This is a genomic window from Marinobacter sp. G11 (assembly GCF_021282325.1).
In the GTDB taxonomy this organism is placed as follows: domain Bacteria; phylum Pseudomonadota; class Gammaproteobacteria; order Pseudomonadales; family Oleiphilaceae; genus Marinobacter; species Marinobacter vinifirmus.
Genome location: NZ_JAJSPB010000002.1, coordinates 128,728 through 144,330 on the forward strand (window position 1 = coordinate 128,728; position 15,603 = coordinate 144,330).

General features: G+C 57.8%; 18 protein-coding genes and 1 tRNA gene. 14 read left to right on the forward strand and 5 right to left on the reverse strand.

Annotated features, from left to right (window positions below):
- Window position 1: 1 nt before the first annotated feature.
- Complete coding sequence (locus tag LWH94_RS01960; protein WP_058340887.1) at window positions 2-424, reverse strand: phasin family protein; 423 nt, start codon at window positions 422-424, stop codon at window positions 2-4.
- Between the two features lie 355 nt (window positions 425-779).
- Here LWH94_RS01960 and LWH94_RS01965 point away from each other — a divergent pair, with 355 nt between their 5' ends.
- The 5 genes from LWH94_RS01965 to LWH94_RS01985 are packed head-to-tail and all read left to right on the forward strand — an operon-like array spanning window position 780 to window position 4,041.
- Window positions 780-1,217, forward strand: a complete 438-nt coding sequence (locus LWH94_RS01965; protein WP_058340886.1) for a YeeE/YedE family protein — start codon at window positions 780-782, stop codon at window positions 1,215-1,217.
- 4 nt (window positions 1,218-1,221) lie between these two features.
- On the forward strand, window positions 1,222-1,689 hold the full coding sequence (locus LWH94_RS01970) for a YeeE/YedE family protein (RefSeq protein WP_058340885.1): 468 nt from the start codon (window positions 1,222-1,224) through the stop codon (window positions 1,687-1,689).
- A gap of 20 nt (window positions 1,690-1,709) precedes the next feature.
- Entirely contained in the window at window positions 1,710-2,138 is a 429-nt protein-coding gene (locus tag LWH94_RS01975; RefSeq protein WP_199457550.1) for a TIGR01244 family sulfur transferase, read from the forward strand.
- Window positions 2,139-2,161: 23 nt separating this feature from the next.
- On the forward strand, window positions 2,162-3,274 hold the full coding sequence (gene hemH, locus LWH94_RS01980) for a ferrochelatase (RefSeq protein ID WP_094624022.1): 1,113 nt from the start codon (window positions 2,162-2,164) through the stop codon (window positions 3,272-3,274).
- Between the two features lie 29 nt (window positions 3,275-3,303).
- On the forward strand, window positions 3,304-4,041 hold the full coding sequence (locus LWH94_RS01985; RefSeq protein WP_232901057.1) for a 5-oxoprolinase subunit PxpA: 738 nt from the start codon (window positions 3,304-3,306) through the stop codon (window positions 4,039-4,041).
- Window positions 4,042-4,075: 34 nt separating this feature from the next.
- On the opposite strand, the gene LWH94_RS01990 is transcribed toward LWH94_RS01985, so the two are convergent.
- Both LWH94_RS01990 and LWH94_RS01995 read right to left on the reverse strand, forming a co-directional pair.
- Window positions 4,076-4,300, reverse strand: a complete 225-nt coding sequence (locus LWH94_RS01990) for a hypothetical protein (RefSeq protein ID WP_232901059.1) — start codon at window positions 4,298-4,300, stop codon at window positions 4,076-4,078.
- 114 nt (window positions 4,301-4,414) lie between these two features.
- Window positions 4,415-4,505, reverse strand: a tRNA-Ser gene (locus tag LWH94_RS01995).
- A 256-nt stretch (window positions 4,506-4,761) separates the two neighbouring features.
- Here LWH94_RS01995 and LWH94_RS02000 point away from each other — a divergent pair.
- From LWH94_RS02000 to LWH94_RS02020, 5 genes are all read left to right on the forward strand, one after another.
- Window positions 4,762-5,463, forward strand: coding sequence for a Bax inhibitor-1/YccA family protein (locus LWH94_RS02000; RefSeq protein ID WP_058340882.1), 702 nt, complete (start codon window positions 4,762-4,764; stop codon window positions 5,461-5,463).
- Between the two features lie 102 nt (window positions 5,464-5,565).
- Window positions 5,566-5,973 carry a sulfurtransferase complex subunit TusD gene (gene tusD / locus LWH94_RS02005; RefSeq protein ID WP_232901061.1) on the forward strand — a complete coding sequence of 136 codons (408 nt, stop codon included), beginning with the start codon at window positions 5,566-5,568 and terminating at the stop codon, window positions 5,971-5,973.
- A gap of 2 nt (window positions 5,974-5,975) precedes the next feature.
- Entirely contained in the window at window positions 5,976-6,326 is a 351-nt protein-coding gene (locus LWH94_RS02010; protein ID WP_232901063.1) for a DsrE family protein, read from the forward strand.
- Between the two features lie 12 nt (window positions 6,327-6,338).
- Window positions 6,339-6,629 carry a sulfurtransferase complex subunit TusB gene (gene tusB, locus LWH94_RS02015; RefSeq protein ID WP_094624026.1) on the forward strand — a complete coding sequence of 97 codons (291 nt, stop codon included), beginning with the start codon at window positions 6,339-6,341 and terminating at the stop codon, window positions 6,627-6,629.
- Window positions 6,630-6,632: 3 nt separating this feature from the next.
- Entirely contained in the window at window positions 6,633-6,959 is a 327-nt protein-coding gene (locus LWH94_RS02020) for a TusE/DsrC/DsvC family sulfur relay protein (RefSeq protein ID WP_058340878.1), read from the forward strand.
- A 16-nt stretch (window positions 6,960-6,975) separates the two neighbouring features.
- Here LWH94_RS02020 and LWH94_RS02025 read toward each other — a convergent pair whose 3' ends face one another.
- Both LWH94_RS02025 and nfuA read right to left on the reverse strand, forming a co-directional pair.
- Window positions 6,976-8,127 (reverse strand): DUF445 domain-containing protein, encoded by a 1,152-nt coding sequence (locus LWH94_RS02025; RefSeq protein WP_232901065.1) that lies wholly within the window; start codon window positions 8,125-8,127, stop codon window positions 6,976-6,978.
- A 183-nt stretch (window positions 8,128-8,310) separates the two neighbouring features.
- The gene (nfuA, locus tag LWH94_RS02030) at window positions 8,311-8,898 is read right to left on the reverse strand and encodes a Fe-S biogenesis protein NfuA (protein ID WP_058340876.1); all 588 of its coding nucleotides are present in this window, start codon (window positions 8,896-8,898) and stop codon (window positions 8,311-8,313) included.
- 243 nt (window positions 8,899-9,141) lie between these two features.
- Here nfuA and metH point away from each other — a divergent pair, with 243 nt between their 5' ends.
- The 4 genes from metH to LWH94_RS02050 all read left to right on the forward strand — a co-directional run bounded on the left by metH (window position 9,142) and on the right by LWH94_RS02050 (window position 15,602).
- Window positions 9,142-12,840, forward strand: a complete 3,699-nt coding sequence (gene metH / locus LWH94_RS02035) for a methionine synthase (protein ID WP_232901066.1) — start codon at window positions 9,142-9,144, stop codon at window positions 12,838-12,840.
- Between the two features lie 16 nt (window positions 12,841-12,856).
- Complete coding sequence (locus tag LWH94_RS02040) at window positions 12,857-13,099, forward strand: DUF2970 domain-containing protein (RefSeq protein WP_232901068.1); 243 nt, start codon at window positions 12,857-12,859, stop codon at window positions 13,097-13,099.
- 351 nt (window positions 13,100-13,450) lie between these two features.
- Window positions 13,451-15,103 carry a nitrite/sulfite reductase gene (locus LWH94_RS02045; protein WP_058340873.1) on the forward strand — a complete coding sequence of 551 codons (1,653 nt, stop codon included), beginning with the start codon at window positions 13,451-13,453 and terminating at the stop codon, window positions 15,101-15,103.
- Window positions 15,096-15,602 carry a DUF934 domain-containing protein gene (locus tag LWH94_RS02050; RefSeq protein WP_058340872.1) on the forward strand — a complete coding sequence of 169 codons (507 nt, stop codon included), beginning with the start codon at window positions 15,096-15,098 and terminating at the stop codon, window positions 15,600-15,602. The genes LWH94_RS02045 and LWH94_RS02050 overlap by 8 nt, the downstream gene beginning before the upstream one ends.
- Window position 15,603: the final 1 nt, after the last annotated feature.

Genomic DNA, 15,603 nt, shown 5'->3' on the forward strand with positions numbered 1-15,603 from the left:
CTTATTCTTCTTCGTCACGGGCCAGTGAGTCGGAATCGCGAAGGCGGGTCAGTTCAGATTCAAGAGCCGCAATACGATGTTCGAGGGCTTCGATTTCTTCCCGACGGTGAATACCCAGACGCCGGAGCGCGCCGGACACCCGCTGGTCAAACATGTGCTCGAGCTTGTCCCAGGTACCGGTTGCCCGCTCGCGAACTTCGCCAACCCGGTCTTCCACGGTACGGATCTGTTTGCCCACCACGCCACGGGTTTTCGATTCCAGTTGTTCGCCTTCCTGGACCAGGCGGTCGAAAAATTTGCCGGCGTCTTCCTCGGCCTTGGTGTAAGCGCCCAGCCCGGCCAGCCAGATCTGACGGGCAGAGCCCTTGATTTTGTCTGCCAGCTGCGGATCATTCTCCGGCGAATTTTGGTCTTGGTCGGACATAGCTACCTCTTGAATGCGGGCAAAGGGTGTTCAGCGCCCATTGTATTACAGCCATACCGCGATTTCAGTGTTACCTTGGGCAGCCCTGAAACCCGCATGGGAAAAGGCCGCAGTATAAACACGGGGGCGATATGAAAAAATGTTTTCAAACGAAAGGGCCTCTGGCTTGAACTGCTCAAATTATGGTCAATACTTCTCGATACCGGTATCCGAGTTGATGCCGGTTTGTCTGGAAGTCTTTCATGGATACTACTCGCACGCCTCTGCCCGGCATCCCTTGCCGGGCTTTTTTTGTTATTATCACACCCCATTATATCCTTATTCCAAAACCAACCATTCAATCCGGAGATTCTGAATGATTGATATTGCGTGGAGCCAGTTTACCCCTGGCGCAGCCCTCACGGGCGGTATCCTTATCGGCCTGGCAGCGGCCAGCTTCCTGCTTCTGAACGGGCGTATTGCCGGCATCAGTGGAATTCTGGGCGGGCTACTCACCCCCGTTCGCACCGACATCCTGTGGCGCGTTGCCTTCCTGGGCGGCCTGATCGGCGCGCCAGCGGTCTGGGCCCTGTTCGCCCAGCTTCCGCCGGTTGAAATCAATGCCGGCTATCCGGCGCTCATCGTGGCCGGTTTGCTGGTGGGCATCGGCACCCGCTACGCGTCCGGCTGCACCAGCGGCCATGGCGTATGCGGGCTGTCCCGCTTGTCGCTGCGCTCGCTGGTTGCCACGCTGAGCTTTATGGCCACCGGTTTCATTACCGTCTTTGTTATTCGCCACCTGATCGGAGCCTGATGCCATGAAATACTCTTTCGCTTCGCTGTTCGCCGGCCTGGTCTTCGGTATGGGCCTGATTGTCTCCGGCATGGCCAACCCTGAAAAGGTACTGGGCTTTCTGGACATCGCCGGTCTGTGGGACCCTTCCCTTGCGTTTGTGATGGGGGGCGCCATCATCGTTGGGCTGGTGTCTTTCGCAGTCGCCCGTAAACGCACCCTGTCGTTCCTCGGCTTCAACATGAAGTTGCCGACCAATAACCGAATCGAGAAACGCATGGTTATCGGCAGTATGATGTTCGGCATCGGCTGGGGCATTGCCGGTTTCTGCCCGGGCCCCGGACTTGTGGCACTGGGCGCCGGCGAAATCAAGGGCGCCGTGTTCGTTGCTTCTATGGTGGCCGGCATGGTGCTGTTCGAGTTGTTCGAGCGCAATCGTGCCCGGGGCGACTCTGAAACCGATCGAGAATTCGCCGGCAGCGATGCCGCCTGACAGAACGTTGGAGAATGCTAGTGGAAATCAGAAAGATCGATGACAACCTCTCCGTAGCACCGCAGATTGCGGTGCAGGATGTCGCAGAAATCGCACGCCTGGGGTTTAAAACCCTGGTTGCCAACCGGCCGGACCGCGAAGAGCCGGGCCAGCCGTCCATGGCCGATATTGAAGCCGCTGCCGCCGAGCACGGGCTCAAGTGGGTCTACCTGCCAGTGGAGTCCGGCAACATTACCGATGCGGATGTCGACAACTTTGCCCCGATGATCCGGGATGCCGACAAACCCGTATTCGCTTTCTGTCGATCTGGCACCCGCTGTACCGTACTATGGGCCCTGAGCGCCGCCCGCGAGCTTGACCCACGGGAAATCCTGACCAGGGCCCACCGGGCCGGCTACGACATTACCGGCTTGATTCCGCGGCTTCAGCAGCAGGCAGACCAGCACTAACTACCCAACACCGGAAAGCTTCAATGCCATACAAAGGGACAGAGAACTTCAGCCACAAGCAGTCGGAGCGCCTTGGCGTTCTGGTAACCAACCTGGGCACCCCGGATGCCCCCACTACCCCGGCACTGCGCAGGTATCTCGGGGAATTTCTGTGGGACCCCCGGGTGGTTGAAGTTCCCCGCCCCATCTGGTGGCTGGTCCTGCATGGCATTATTCTGCGCATCCGTCCGAAGAGAAGTGCTGAAGCCTACGCCAGCGTGTGGGACAAAGACGGCTCACCCCTGCTGATCCACACCGCCAACCAGGCGGAGGGCATCCGCAAAGCCCTGCAAGCCCGATATGGCAACGACGTGGTAGTGGGCTTTGCCATGCGTTATGGCAACCCGTCTATTCCCCGCGTACTGGACGAGATGCAGGAACAAGGTGTACGCAAGCTGCTGGTGCTGCCACTTTACCCCCAGTATTCGGCCTCAACCACGGCCTCAACCTTTGATGCCATTGCTGGCGATTTCACCAAGCGGCGATGGTTGCCGGATTTCCGGTTTGTTTCCCATTACCATGACTTCCCTCCCTATATTGAAGCCATGGCGAAGCACATTGAGAGCCACTGGGCCGAGCACGGGCGCAAGCAAAAGCTGATCCTGTCCTACCACGGGGTGCCGCTCAAGTACCTGCAGAGGGGCGACCCGTACCATTGCGAATGCCACAAGACTTCGCGCCTGCTGGCCGAGCGACTGGCACTCAAGCCCGAAGAATACATGACCACTTTCCAGTCCCGCTTCGGGCGTGAAGAGTGGCTGCAGCCCTATACCGACGAAACCCTGAAATCCCTGCCGGGCAAAGGCGTGAAGAGCATTGATGTGTTCTGCCCCGGCTTCTCTTCCGATTGCCTGGAAACCATCGAGGAAATCAACGAAGAGAACCGCGAATACTTCATGGAAGCCGGCGGCGAAGGCTTTGCTTACATCCCCTGCCTGAACGCCACCCAGGGCCATATAGACGCCCTGGTACAACTGGTAGAAGATAACCTGCAGGGCTGGGCCGCACCTGAAAGCAGACCGGAAGTGCTTGAGCAGAGGGCCGCGCTGGCCAGCGAGCGCAAGCAGGCAACCTGGCCCGGCCGGGACGACCTCTGAGCGAGTCGATAGCATCAGGAGGGGGTACCATGAAGCTGAACTGTGATCTGGGCGAAAGCTATGGTGCCTGGCAAATGGGCCAGGACGACCTGGTTATGCCGCTGATTGATATGGCCAACGTGGCCTGTGGCTTTCACGCCGCAGACCCGATGGTGATCCGGCACACCCTGGTACTGGCAGCACAGCACAAGGTTGAAATCGGTGCCCACCCTTCCTATCACGACCTTCCAGGCTTTGGCCGACGCTCCATCCATCACACCCCGGATGAAATCGAAGCCCTGATGCTCTATCAGTTAGGGGCACTGGAGGGCATGTGCCGCAGCGAAGGCCTGGCCGTGAGCTATGTAAAACCCCACGGCGCCCTCAACAACGACATGATGAAGGATAAGGACACCCTGGCAGCGGTTATGAAAGCGGTACGGACCTTCCGCGAAGGCCTGCCGCTGATGATTCCGGTAACCCTGGGTTATCGGGAGCATCAGGCCCTGGCTGAGAACCTGGGTGTGCCGTTGCTGCTGGAAGCCTTTGCCGACCGCGCCTACGACGATCTGGGCCAACTGGTGTCCCGCCGCCAGGCTGGAGCTGTGCACGAAGACCCGGAGTTGATCGTAAAGCAGGCCTTGTCTTTTGCCCACAATGGCGGAGTCACCAGCACTACCGGCAAATGGCTGGATTTACCCGCCGACAGCCTGTGCGTTCACGGCGACAACGCAGCCGCCCTTGAAGCCGTTCGCGCCATACGGTCAGCACTCGGCAAAGCGGCATAAAGCCCGGCGCCAGGAAACCGACGGAAGTCCCTGATTACCCAGCAGGGTGCGAATGACCGGTTACCCGGGTTGATTTTACGCTGGCGTCGTCTTCAAGGTCCGGCACCGCCTGGCAAAAAGTGCACTCTTCGGCATCCACTGCCGCCCCACCCGTTTCCACGTAACGAATGCGATGGCTGGCCTTGCCCCGATTGGCAGACACAGCAAAGCGACGATTCTTGCGCTCGTTTTCGGTTTCAGGAGTTTGATGTTCGTCCATAGCGACACCTGCTGTTTTCGGTAAACGGTTCAGCAATGAGTGTACGGCAAAATCGGAATTGATTGGTAAAGCGGAGGAAAATGCGTATTCGGGAAGGTGTGTCTGAGAGAAAAATGGCGGTGGGCCAGGGATTCGAACCCCGGGACGGCTATTAACCGTCGGCGGTTTTCAAGACCGCTGCATTCAGCCACTCTGCCAGCCCACCGTCTTGTTGGATCGGCGATGACTCGCCTTTCCTCAGCTGCCTTGCGACAGCGGGTGGAATGATACCGGATTTGCCTGTGCTGTCAACGCCCTGTAGAAAAAACGATGTAAATTCCGGAGCTTCTGAACAATCCATAAACAAGATTACAGCGGTTTAATGGAATCCGGAAGGCGAATTACTGTCGTAAATGATTGAAAGTTGCGGATTCAACATTATGATGGGACACAGTATCCAGTTTCACTAAACGGAGATGACAATGGAAGACAGACGTTTCGGCGTTCAGAACAACCAGGCTGCCTACGACACGACCGGGGAAAGAAGCCAGGTCACTGCGGGTATCAGCGATGATGCCATGAAGGTGCTTCGCAACACTTACATGTTGCTGGGTATGACCCTCGCCTTCTCCGCCCTGACTGCGTTCCTGAACATGAACGGCACTCATCCGGGCTTCCTGATCACCATCGTGGGTTACATTGGCCTGCTGTTCGCTACCTATAAACTGAAGAACAGCCCTTGGGGCATCGTAACCACCTTCGCCCTGACCGGTTTCATGGGTTATACCCTTGGCCCGATCATCGGTGCGTTTGTGGCGGCCGGCGCCTCCCAGATTGTGGCCCAGGCCCTGACACTGACAGCAGTGGCCTTTGTCGGCCTGTCTGCGACAGCGATCATCACCAAGAAAGACTTCAGCTTCATGTCCAGCTTCCTGACCGCTGGCGCATTTGTGCTGATCGGTGCCATGCTGCTGGCGTTCTTCATGGAAAGCTCTGCCCTGCACCTGGCGGTGTCTGCAGGCTTCACCATCTTCGCCTCCATCATGATCCTGTTTGAAACCAGCCAGATCATCAAAGGCGGCGAGCGTAACTACATCATCGCCACGGTTGGCCTGTATGTATCCATCTACAACCTGTTTGTCAGCCTGCTGCACCTGCTGGCGGCATTCAGCGGCGAAGACTGATCTCCGGTCAGTCCCTCGCTTCCAGAAACCCCGGCCTTTGCCGGGGTTTCTGCTTTAGGTACACTGCAAATCCTCAAGATTCACTCCCGGGTGCAGGACGCCATGACGCCACTGAGCTATACCCTCGTAATCACCGGAGCCCCCTGGTCTTCCCAGGCCCCCCAGAGCGCCCTGGCCTTTGCCCGGGAATTGCTTGTTGCGGGCCACCGGATTGACCGGGTATTCCTGTATGGTGAGGGCGTATTGCTGGCCTCGGCGCTGGCGACGCCACCCTCTGACGAGGTGAACTGGCCGAAGCAGTGGGCCGGCTTCCTGGCTGACAACGCCATTCCCGCTACCGTTTGTATTGCCTCGGCGCTGCGCCGCGGAATCATTGATGATACCGAACAGGCCCGCTACGAACTGCCCGGCAACAACCTGCTGGAGCCGTTTGGCATTGCCGGCCTTGGTGAATGGGTGGAAGGTAATGTGAAATCGGACCGGGTTACCTATTTCCACGGGAGTAACTGACGGTGAGCACGCTGATCATAGTAGACCAACCCCCATATGGTAACTGGGCCGGGCGCGAGGCCCTGGACATGGTGTTCTCGCTGGCCGCCTTCGACCAGCCGGCTGCCCTGCTCTTTACCGGCGCCGGGGTCAACTGGCTGCGCAAGCAACAGGCTCCCGACGCCATTGGCCAGAAATCCGTGGAGAAAAACCTCTCGGCAGCGCCCATGTTCGGCGTGGAAGAAATCTTTGCAGACACGGCGTCCTGCGAGTGCTTTGGGCTTGGGCCGGAGCAACTGGTTTCGGGTGTCACCCTCGCCGAAAACCTGCAAGACGTCATGAACGCCCACAGTAACGTGGCCTTTGCAGGCTGAGGCAGGAAGATAATGACAAGCACGCAGCCAGCAAACCCGACACTGCACATTCTGAACAAGCCTCCGGGGCACCCCCGGTTTGAAACCTGCCTCCAGGCCATCCAGGACTGCGATCAGCTGGTACTTACCGAAAACGCGGTACTTGCCCTGGCCGATCGCTCCGTTACCCTTCCTGCCGCCTGTAAGGCCATGAAAGCGGATGTCGACGCCCGGGCGCTGAATGAGCAAACCCGGACAGGAACGATCGACTACGCCGAACTGGTACGCCTGACCGCCAAACATTCACGCATCATCAGCTGGTAAACCATGCCGATAACTGACATGCCGCCCCGCAATAACGAAGGTTTCCTGGAAGACGCCAATCAGTGGACACCGGAGGTGGGCCGCCAGATTGCCGCAGATGACCAAATAGAGCTATCAGAAAAGCACTGGGAAATCATAGAGTTTCTGAGGGGTTTTTATAAATCACATGAAATGTCGCCGCCATCAAACCGGCTGTTCGTAAAGGCGGTAAAGGAAGCACTGGGCGAAGAAAAAGGCAACAGCATCTACCTGATGCAGCTGTTCCCCGGCACACCGGCCAAAACCGCGTGCCGGATAGCAGGTTTGCCCCGCCCCACCAACTGCCTGTAGGCCTGAACTACAGTAATCAGATCAGTACAAACTGGATAAAGCCCGCCATCGCCCCGAACAAGCCACCGATCAGCATCAGCTGGATTTCCTCTTCCCGAAATGCCGGGCGCAGGATTTCCTGGAATTCTTCGGGTTTGAGGGCTTTCATCTGGCCCGCCAGCACACCGGCAACGACCGGTGCCCGCTCCTTGTTGAATGCCGGGTCGGAGAAGACATCCCGGGTAGCCAGTACCGCCTTGTCGTTCATGGCCCGCTTCAGGTCGGTATAACCGGACATACCCACGGTAACCTGCGCAGCCAGCCGCATGACCATGGAGTTATCCAGCATCGGGCGCAGGTGTTTCTGCAGAATGGAGCGGGTACGGGCGCCGTGGCGACCGTTAATCATGGCATCCGCCACCTTCTCCACGGTAATCAGTTCCTCGGCCACCAGCTGCGCCCAGATGTCGCTGATTTCGTCCTGTCGCTGCAAAAACAGGCCCTGAAACTTCCAGAACAGCATCCGGCGCGGCCTGAGCGGGGCAAAAATCAGGTTGATGGCCAGCCAGTTGGTGATAAAACCGATGGCAAAGCCACCCACCGGCAACACCCACGGCTGCGGGTAGGATACCCAGAATGGCACCAGCAGAGCGCCCAGCAAGGCACCGATCAGCGCACCCCGGTTGATCACGGACTGCAATTCCACGGCACCGGCCTGTTTGAAAATGCGGTTCATCAGGTCCGGATGGTGTTGCAGTTCGCGGCTCAGCAGCGCTTTCAGGTCTACCAGGTCGTCCAGGTCGTCACCAAAGTCTTCCACCAGCTCCTCTATGCGCGATGGCAATTGCTGTCGCGCCCACTGGTAAATGCGGTCTTTCACAAACATCGGGAGATTGTCCCAAAGCACCGGCTGGACTTCGTACATCACTTCATCAATGTACTCGTCCATGCGCGGCGATACCTGGGTCAGAACCTGCTGGACAATGCGCTGGGGTTCGAGCTTCTGGTACACCGAGTTGAGGTCGCCGAAATGCTGCAGGGTACGGTCGATGCAGATGTGAGCCATTTTCTCGGCTTTGCGGGGAATCACGCCCTGCCAGCCAACGACGCCGAAACCGATGAACTGAACCGGATAGAACGACATCTGAATAGCCAGCCAGTTAGTAAACCAGCCAACTACGGCAGCCATCACTGGCACGGATAGAAGTGTTAGGTCCGACAAGACTTACCCCGAGTAAATACCAAGTCATTCTGTTGATGGCGGAAATAATGAAACAGAAGGCACTCGCGGGCATTGGCCGTGTAGCCACGGCGAAGGGGTGTCTGTGGCAGACTGTCCAGGCTCGGGAAGTCAGCCTGCCACAGCAGTCGCTTACTGGTAGTAAGCGTTTTCGGTGTTGGTGTGGTCTGTTACGTCACGCACGGCGGTAATTTCCGGCACGCGTTCTTTCAGGGTTTTCTCGACACCCTGCTTGAGAGTCAGACTCACCGCTGAACAACCCTGGCAGCCACCGCCAAAACGCAGCACGGCCACAGACTCTTCAACAATCTCGACCAGCGATACATCGCCACCGTGAGCCGCCAGGTTGGGGTTGATCTCGGAGGCCAGTACGTAGTTCACCCGGTCCGGCAGCGGTGCATCGTCAGATACCTGGGGTACCTTGGCGTTCGGCGCCTTGATGGTCAGCTGGCCGCCCATCTGATCCTTGGAATAATCCACGTAGGCTTCTTCCAGGAAGGGTACCGAGTTGTGATCCAGGTACAGCGTAAACTTCTGCAGGTCTACCGTTTCGTCGGTGGGGACAATTTCGTTCGGCGGACAGTAGGCCAGGCAGGTTTCTGCGTTACGAGTGCCGGGCTGGGTCACAAAGATACGAACCCCCATACCTTCGACATCCTGCTTTTCGATCAGTTGTGCAAGATAGTCCCTTGCAGAATCAGTAACAGTTACCAGAGCCATGCTTCCTACCTGTTTTCAAATGTGACCTCCATTTTAGGAGAGTTCGCAGGAACTTAAAAGACCAAGTAAAATAGTCGGGCATTAATCGGGCTAATGAGCTTCCCTTATGACCCGGCTAACCGCCGCACACGGCAAGGCACTTGATAATGATCATCCGTACTAAGACGAACTGCTCGCTTTTTGCTATGATCCCGCGCCATTAACCGTATTAGACGTTATTCACGACATCCGGAAGATTTCCCTATGACCGATCGCAACACCCGTCTGGACCAGCTTAAAAAGGCACTCAAGGAACGCATCATTGTTCTTGATGGCGCCATGGGCACCATGATCCAGAACCAGAAACTGGATGAAGCCGCGTTCCGTGGCGACCGGTTCAAAGACTACGATCGGGAAGTCCAGGGCAACAACGACCTGCTGAACCTTACCCAGCCTGCCCTGCTGCGCAATATCCACGCAGAATACCTGGATGCCGGCGCCGATATTATCGAAACCAACACCTTCAACTCCACCCGCCTGTCCCAGGCCGACTACGGCATGGAAGAGCTGGCAAGGGAGCTGAACGTGGCTTCGGCCAGGCTGGCCCGGGAAATCGCTGATGAATACACCGCGAAGAATCCCGAAAAGCCCCGCTTTGTGGCCGGTGCCGTGGGCCCCACCTCCCGTACCGCGTCGCTGTCGCCGGATGTGAACAACCCGGGGTACCGCAACGTCGATTTCCAGACTCTGGTGGATAATTATTACGAGGCTGTGTCAGGCCTGGTGGAAGGCGGTTCTGACCTCATCCTGATTGAAACCATTTTCGACACCCTGAACGCCAAGGCAGCCATCTACGCTACCCAGCAGTTCTTCGAAGATTCCGGCATTGAACTGCCGATCATGATCTCCGGCACCATTACCGATGCTTCCGGCCGCACCCTATCCGGCCAGACTACCGAGGCGTTCTACAATTCCGTGGCCCACGCCAAGCCGATTTCCATTGGCCTGAACTGCGCCCTGGGTGCGGATGCCCTGCGCCCCTATGTGGAAGAACTGTCCAACAAAGCGGAAACCTATGTCTCCGCCCACCCCAACGCCGGCCTGCCCAACGAATTCGGTGAGTACGACCAGACTCCGGAAGAAATGGCCGAAATCATCGAAGGCTTCGCCAGAGACGGCTTCCTGAACATTATCGGCGGTTGCTGTGGTTCCCGCCCGGAACACATTGAAGCCATTGCCAACGCGGTCTCGAAATATCCGCCCCGGCAGATTCCCGAGCGCCCGAAGGCCCTGCGCTTGGCCGGCCTTGAGCCCTTTACCGGCGACGAAAACACCCTGTTTATCAACGTGGGTGAGCGCACCAACGTGACCGGCTCCAAGCGTTTCCTTCGCCTGATCAAGGAAGAGCAGTACGAAGAGGCCCTCAGCGTTGCCCGGGACCAGGTAGAGAATGGCGCCCAGATTATCGATATCAACATGGACGAGGGCATGCTGGACTCGAAGGAGGTAATGGTTACCTTCCTGAACCTGGTTGCCTCCGAGCCGGACATTTCCCGCGTGCCGATCATGATCGACTCCTCCAAGTGGGAAGTGATCGAAGCCGGCCTGCGCTGCATCCAGGGCAAGGCGGTAGTGAACTCCATCAGCCTTAAAGAAGGCGAAGAGGCGTTCATCAAGCGGGCAAAAGACTGCATGCGTTACGGCGCCGCCGTGGTGGTGATGGCCTTTGACGAAGACGGCCAGGCCGACACCTACGAGCGCAAGACCGAGATCTGCAAGCGCTCCTACGATGTGCTGACCAGCATCGGCTTCAACCCGGGCGACATCATCTTCGACCCGAACATCTTTGCCATCGCTACCGGTATCGAGGAACACAACAACTACGCGGTGGACTTCATCAACGCCACCCGCTGGATTAAAGAGAACCTGCCCCACGCATCCATTTCCGGCGGCGTGAGCAACGTGTCCTTCTCGTTCCGCGGCAACGATGCCGTGCGTGAAGCCATCCACTCGGTGTTCCTGTACCACGCCATCAAGGCCGGCATGAACATGGGTATCGTAAACCCGGGCCAACTGGTGATTTACGATGAAATCGAGCCGGATCTGAAAGAACTGGTGGAAGACGTGGTACTGAACCGCCGCGAAGGCTCCACCGACCGCCTGCTGGAAGCGGCCGAGAAGTTCAAGGGCAAAGGCGGCCAGGCTAAAGAAGAAGACCTGGCCTGGCGCGAATGGCCGGTTGAAAAGCGGCTTGAGCACGCACTGGTTAAAGGCATCACCAACTTCATCATCGAAGACACCGAAGCCTGTCGCCAGAATGCCAGCCACCCGATCGAGGTGATCGAAGGCCCGCTGATGGACGGCATGAACGTGGTCGGCGACCTGTTTGGCGATGGCAAGATGTTCCTGCCCCAGGTGGTGAAAAGCGCCCGGGTTATGAAGCAGGCGGTCGCCCACCTGATTCCGTACATCGAGGCGGAAAAAACCGAAGACCAGCAAGCCAAGGGCAAGATCCTGATGGCCACGGTGAAAGGCGATGTGCACGACATCGGCAAGAACATCGTGGGCGTGGTGCTCCAGTGCAACAACTACGAAGTGATCGACATGGGCGTGATGGTGCCCTGCGACAAGATCCTGGAAAAAGCAAAGGAAGAAAACGTCGACATCATCGGCCTGAGCGGCCTGATCACTCCATCGCTGGACGAAATGGTGCACGTTGCCCGTGAAATGCAGCGGCTGGACTTCAAGATTCCGCTGATGATCGGTGGTGCCACCACCTCCAAGGCCCATACTGCGGTCAAGATTGAGCCTCACTACAAGAACGACATTGCCCTGTACGTGTCCGATGCCTCCCGTTGCGTCAACGTGGCGTCACAACTGCTGAGCAAGACCGCCAAGCCGGCCTTTGTGGAAGCAGCCCGCACCGAATACGACGAAATCCGTGAGCGCCGCAAGAACCGTGGCGACCGCACCAAGCTGGTATCCCTGAAAGAAGCCCGGGCACGGGCGCCGGAGATTGATTTCGAAAACTACCAGCCGCCCAAGCCGGCGTTTACCGGCGTGCGGGTGTTCGAAGACTATGACCTGAACGAACTGGCGGAATACATCGACTGGACGCCGTTCTTCATTTCCTGGGACATTGCCGGCAAGTACCCGGCGATTTTCGACGACCCCAAGCGTGGAGAAGCCGCCCGCAACCTGTTCGACGACGCCCAGAAACTGCTCAAGCAGATGATTGAGGAGAAGCGGATCAGTGCCCGTGGCGTGATCGGCTTCTGGCCGGCCAACCGCCGGGGCGACGACATCGTGGTGTACACCGACGAGACCCGCACCGAGGAACTCACCACCCTGCACCACCTGCGCCAGCAGGATGAGAAGGCCCCGGGCAAGCCGATGATGGCCCTGTCTGATTTCGTGGCCCCGGAGAGTTCGCACCTGGGTGACTATGTGGGCGGCTTTGCGGTCACCACCGGCATTGGCGTGGACGAACTCACCACCGAGTTCAAGAACGCCCACGACGACTACAGCGCCATCATGGTTCAGGCCCTGGCGGACCGCCTGGCCGAAGCCTTTGCCGAGCGCATGCACGAAAGGGTTCGCAAGGAGTTCTGGGGTTACGCCAATGACGAGCAGATGGCCAATGAAGACCTGATCAAGGAACGTTACCGGGGTATTCGCCCGGCCCCAGGCTATCCGGCCTGCCCGGACCACACGGAAAAAGCCACCCTGTTCAAACTGCTGGATGCCACCGCCAACACCAGCCTCGAGCTAACGGAACATTTCGCCATGTTCCCGACCGCTGCGGTTTCCGGCTGGTATTTCGCGCACCCGGACTCCAAGTACTTTGCCGTGGGTAAAATTGGCGTGGACCAGGTTGAGGACTATGCTGAACGCAAGGGGCTGTCAAAAGCGGAAGCCGAACGCTGGCTGATGCCGAGCCTGGCCTATGATCCCGCAGAATAAATCAGGGCGGTAAACCATGACTGACGTTGCCAACAAAAACAAAAAGGACAACGAAGACCAAAAAACCGGTTCGCCGGGTGTTCTGAAAATCATGCAAAGCATCCTGGCCGGCGCCCTCGGTGTGCAATCCGACCGCCGGCGGCAGGAAGACTTCTCAAGCTACAGCCCCGCCCCCTACATTATCGCGGGGCTGCTGTTTACGGCCGCCTTCGTAGGCGGCCTGATCCTTGTGGTGAACCTGGTACTGGCCGGTCAGTAGTAACCTACTGGCCAGCCACCCAGATTACGGCAAACGACACAGTTAACACGACTAAAAGAACGGCTGCTACGGCATCGACCTTGCTGTCTGAACCTGCAGATTTGCTCATGGCTACCTTCACCTCTCTTTATTGGTTTTTGTTCTTCGCGTACGCCCTTCATTTAAGCAGTAAATTGATATTCGTCCAGCCCTTCAGCGCCGCCCTTATCGCCTGAATCGATAATGTTATGTTGAAATAATCATTTTGAGAATAAAAAGCCGGTGATATCCTGCCCCACAGGAATAAGGCGCTCCCTATTTTCGAGCCCGATATCAGAAGACTCTTTGATGTAGCAGGCAGGACGTTACCCTATGTACGTTTACGATGAACACGACAAGCAAATCGCAGCCGAGCGTGTGGCCCAGTTCCGGGATCAGACCGAACGCGCACTGGCCGGTGAGCTTTCCGAAGAGGAGTTTCTTCCCCTTCGCCTCCAGAACGGCCTTTATGTTCAGCGTCATGCCCCAATGCTTCGCATCTGCGTACCCTACGGTATGCTGCGCTCCGAACAATTACGACGGCTGGCGCGGATTACGCGGGATTACGACCGTGGCTACGCACATGTAACCACCCGGACCAACATCCAGCTGAACTGGCCAAAACTGGAAGAGGTGCCGGATATCCTGGCCGAGTTGGCAGAGGTAGAGATGCACTCCAACCAGACCAGCGGCAATTGCATTCGTAACACCACCACAGACCAGTTCTCCGGCGTGCAGGCGGACGAAATTGCCGATCCGCGGCCCTACTGCGAAATCATCCGGCAGTGGTCTACCTTTCATCCGGAATTCGCCTTCCTGCCCCGCAAGTTCAAGATTGCAGTGAACGCTTCGGAGAAGACCGACAGGGCCGCCATCCAGATTCATGACATCGGCCTGCAACTGGTCCGGAATGAACAGGGTGAGCTGGGTTTCCGGGTACACGCCGGCGGCGGTCTCGGCCGCACCCCCATGGTTGGGCCCGTTATCCGGGAGTTCCTGCCGGAACTGGACCTGCTCACTTACCTCGAGGCCATCGTTCGGGTGTACAACCGCTATGGCCGCCGGGACAACAAGTTCAAGGCGCGTATCAAGATTCTGGTAAAAGCCCTGACACCGGCCGGGTTCGCCGAAAAGGTCGAGGCTGAGTGGGCACAGATCAAGGATTCCCCCACCCGTCTCACCCCTGACGCGATCACGAAGTTTCAGGGCTACTTTACCGAGCCGGACTATCAAACACTGGAAAACGCCAGCGACCTGCTGGGCAAGCAACGTTTTGAGAACCGGGAATTCGACAAGTGGCTGACCCACAACGTGGACGAGCACAAGAAGCCCGGTTACGCCATCGTCACCCTGACCCTCAAGAAAACCGGCACACCTCCGGGCGATGTAACAGACGCCCAGCTGGAAGACATTGCAGACCTGGCCGACGAGTACAGCTTCGGCGAAGTCCGGGCCACCCATGAACAGAACATTGTCCTTGCAGATGTACGCCAGGACCGCCTGTTCGAGCTTTGGCAGCGCATTACCCCGATGGGCTTTGCCACCGCCAACCTGCACACCCTGAACGACATCATCTGCTGCCCGGGTGGCGACTTCTGCGCCCTGGCCAATGCCAAGTCGATCCCCATCGCGGAAGCCATTCAGCGCCGCTTTGACAACCTGGATTTCCTGTACGACCTGGGCCCGATCGACCTGAACATCTCCGGCTGCATGAATGCCTGCGGCCATCACCATGTCGGCAATATCGGCATCCTGGGTGTCGACAAGAAGGGCGAAGAGTTCTATCAGGTAAGCCTTGGTGGTGCTTCCCATCACGACGCCGCCATCGGCAAGATCCTTGGGCCATCATTTGCCCGGGAAGAAATGCCCGATGTGGTTGCGAAGATTATTGACGTGTTTGTTGAGAAACGCACAGAAGAAGAGACTTTCCTGGACACCTATCGCCGGGTCGGTCTTGATCCTTTCAAGGAGCGGGTTTATGCCTGATGTCATTGCCGTTGACGGCACCCTTCGTAACGACAACTGGGCCGTGGTTGCCCGCCCGGAAGCCGGCGAATCGCTGGCCATTCCAGAGGGCCAGCCGGCACTGATCCCGGTGGATCTCTGGCTGGCCGGCGCTGAACACTATGCCGGGCGGAAAGATATCGGCGTATGGTTCGACAGCCATCACGAACCAGAACTGTTGGCCGACAAAGCCAACCAGCTGCCGGTAATAGCCGTTAACTTCCCACGCTTCGTGGATGGACGGGGCTACAGCATTGGCCGCTTGCTGCGGGAAAGGTACGGATACAGCGGCGAGCTGCGGGCCATAGGTGACGTGCTGCTTGATCAGCTCCAGTTTATGAAACGCTGCGGCTTCGATGCCTTTGTGCTTCGGGCTGACAAAGACGCCACCAAGGCAGCCCGCTGCCTGAACTTCTTCTCCCAGACCTACCAGGCGGCAGCCGACACAGACGTGCCGCTGTTCCGCCGCCGGGCTTCCTGAG

Excerpts from the sequence above, each read along its gene's own strand:
- LWH94_RS01960 (WP_058340887.1), bottom strand. The coding sequence starts at position 424 with ATGTCCGACCAAGACCAAAATTCGCCGGAGAATGATCCGCAGCTGGCA.
- LWH94_RS01965 (WP_058340886.1), top strand. The coding sequence starts at position 780 with ATGATTGATATTGCGTGGAGCCAGTTTACCCCTGGCGCAGCCCTCACG.
- LWH94_RS01970 (WP_058340885.1), top strand. The coding sequence starts at position 1,222 with ATGAAATACTCTTTCGCTTCGCTGTTCGCCGGCCTGGTCTTCGGTATG.
- hemH (WP_094624022.1), top strand. The coding sequence starts at position 2,162 with ATGCCATACAAAGGGACAGAGAACTTCAGCCACAAGCAGTCGGAGCGC.
- LWH94_RS01985 (WP_232901057.1), top strand. The coding sequence starts at position 3,304 with ATGAAGCTGAACTGTGATCTGGGCGAAAGCTATGGTGCCTGGCAAATG.
- LWH94_RS01990 (WP_232901059.1), bottom strand. The coding sequence starts at position 4,300 with ATGGACGAACATCAAACTCCTGAAACCGAAAACGAGCGCAAGAATCGT.
- LWH94_RS02000 (WP_058340882.1), top strand. The coding sequence starts at position 4,762 with ATGGAAGACAGACGTTTCGGCGTTCAGAACAACCAGGCTGCCTACGAC.
- tusD (WP_232901061.1), top strand. The coding sequence starts at position 5,566 with ATGACGCCACTGAGCTATACCCTCGTAATCACCGGAGCCCCCTGGTCT.
- tusB (WP_094624026.1), top strand. The coding sequence starts at position 6,339 with ATGACAAGCACGCAGCCAGCAAACCCGACACTGCACATTCTGAACAAG.
- LWH94_RS02020 (WP_058340878.1), top strand. The coding sequence starts at position 6,633 with ATGCCGATAACTGACATGCCGCCCCGCAATAACGAAGGTTTCCTGGAA.
- LWH94_RS02025 (WP_232901065.1), bottom strand. The coding sequence starts at position 8,127 with ATGGCTGCCGTAGTTGGCTGGTTTACTAACTGGCTGGCTATTCAGATG.
- nfuA (WP_058340876.1), bottom strand. The coding sequence starts at position 8,898 with ATGGCTCTGGTAACTGTTACTGATTCTGCAAGGGACTATCTTGCACAA.
- metH (WP_232901066.1), top strand. The coding sequence starts at position 9,142 with ATGACCGATCGCAACACCCGTCTGGACCAGCTTAAAAAGGCACTCAAG.
- LWH94_RS02040 (WP_232901068.1), top strand. The coding sequence starts at position 12,857 with ATGACTGACGTTGCCAACAAAAACAAAAAGGACAACGAAGACCAAAAA.
- LWH94_RS02045 (WP_058340873.1), top strand. The coding sequence starts at position 13,451 with ATGTACGTTTACGATGAACACGACAAGCAAATCGCAGCCGAGCGTGTG.
- LWH94_RS02050 (WP_058340872.1), top strand. The coding sequence starts at position 15,096 with ATGCCTGATGTCATTGCCGTTGACGGCACCCTTCGTAACGACAACTGG.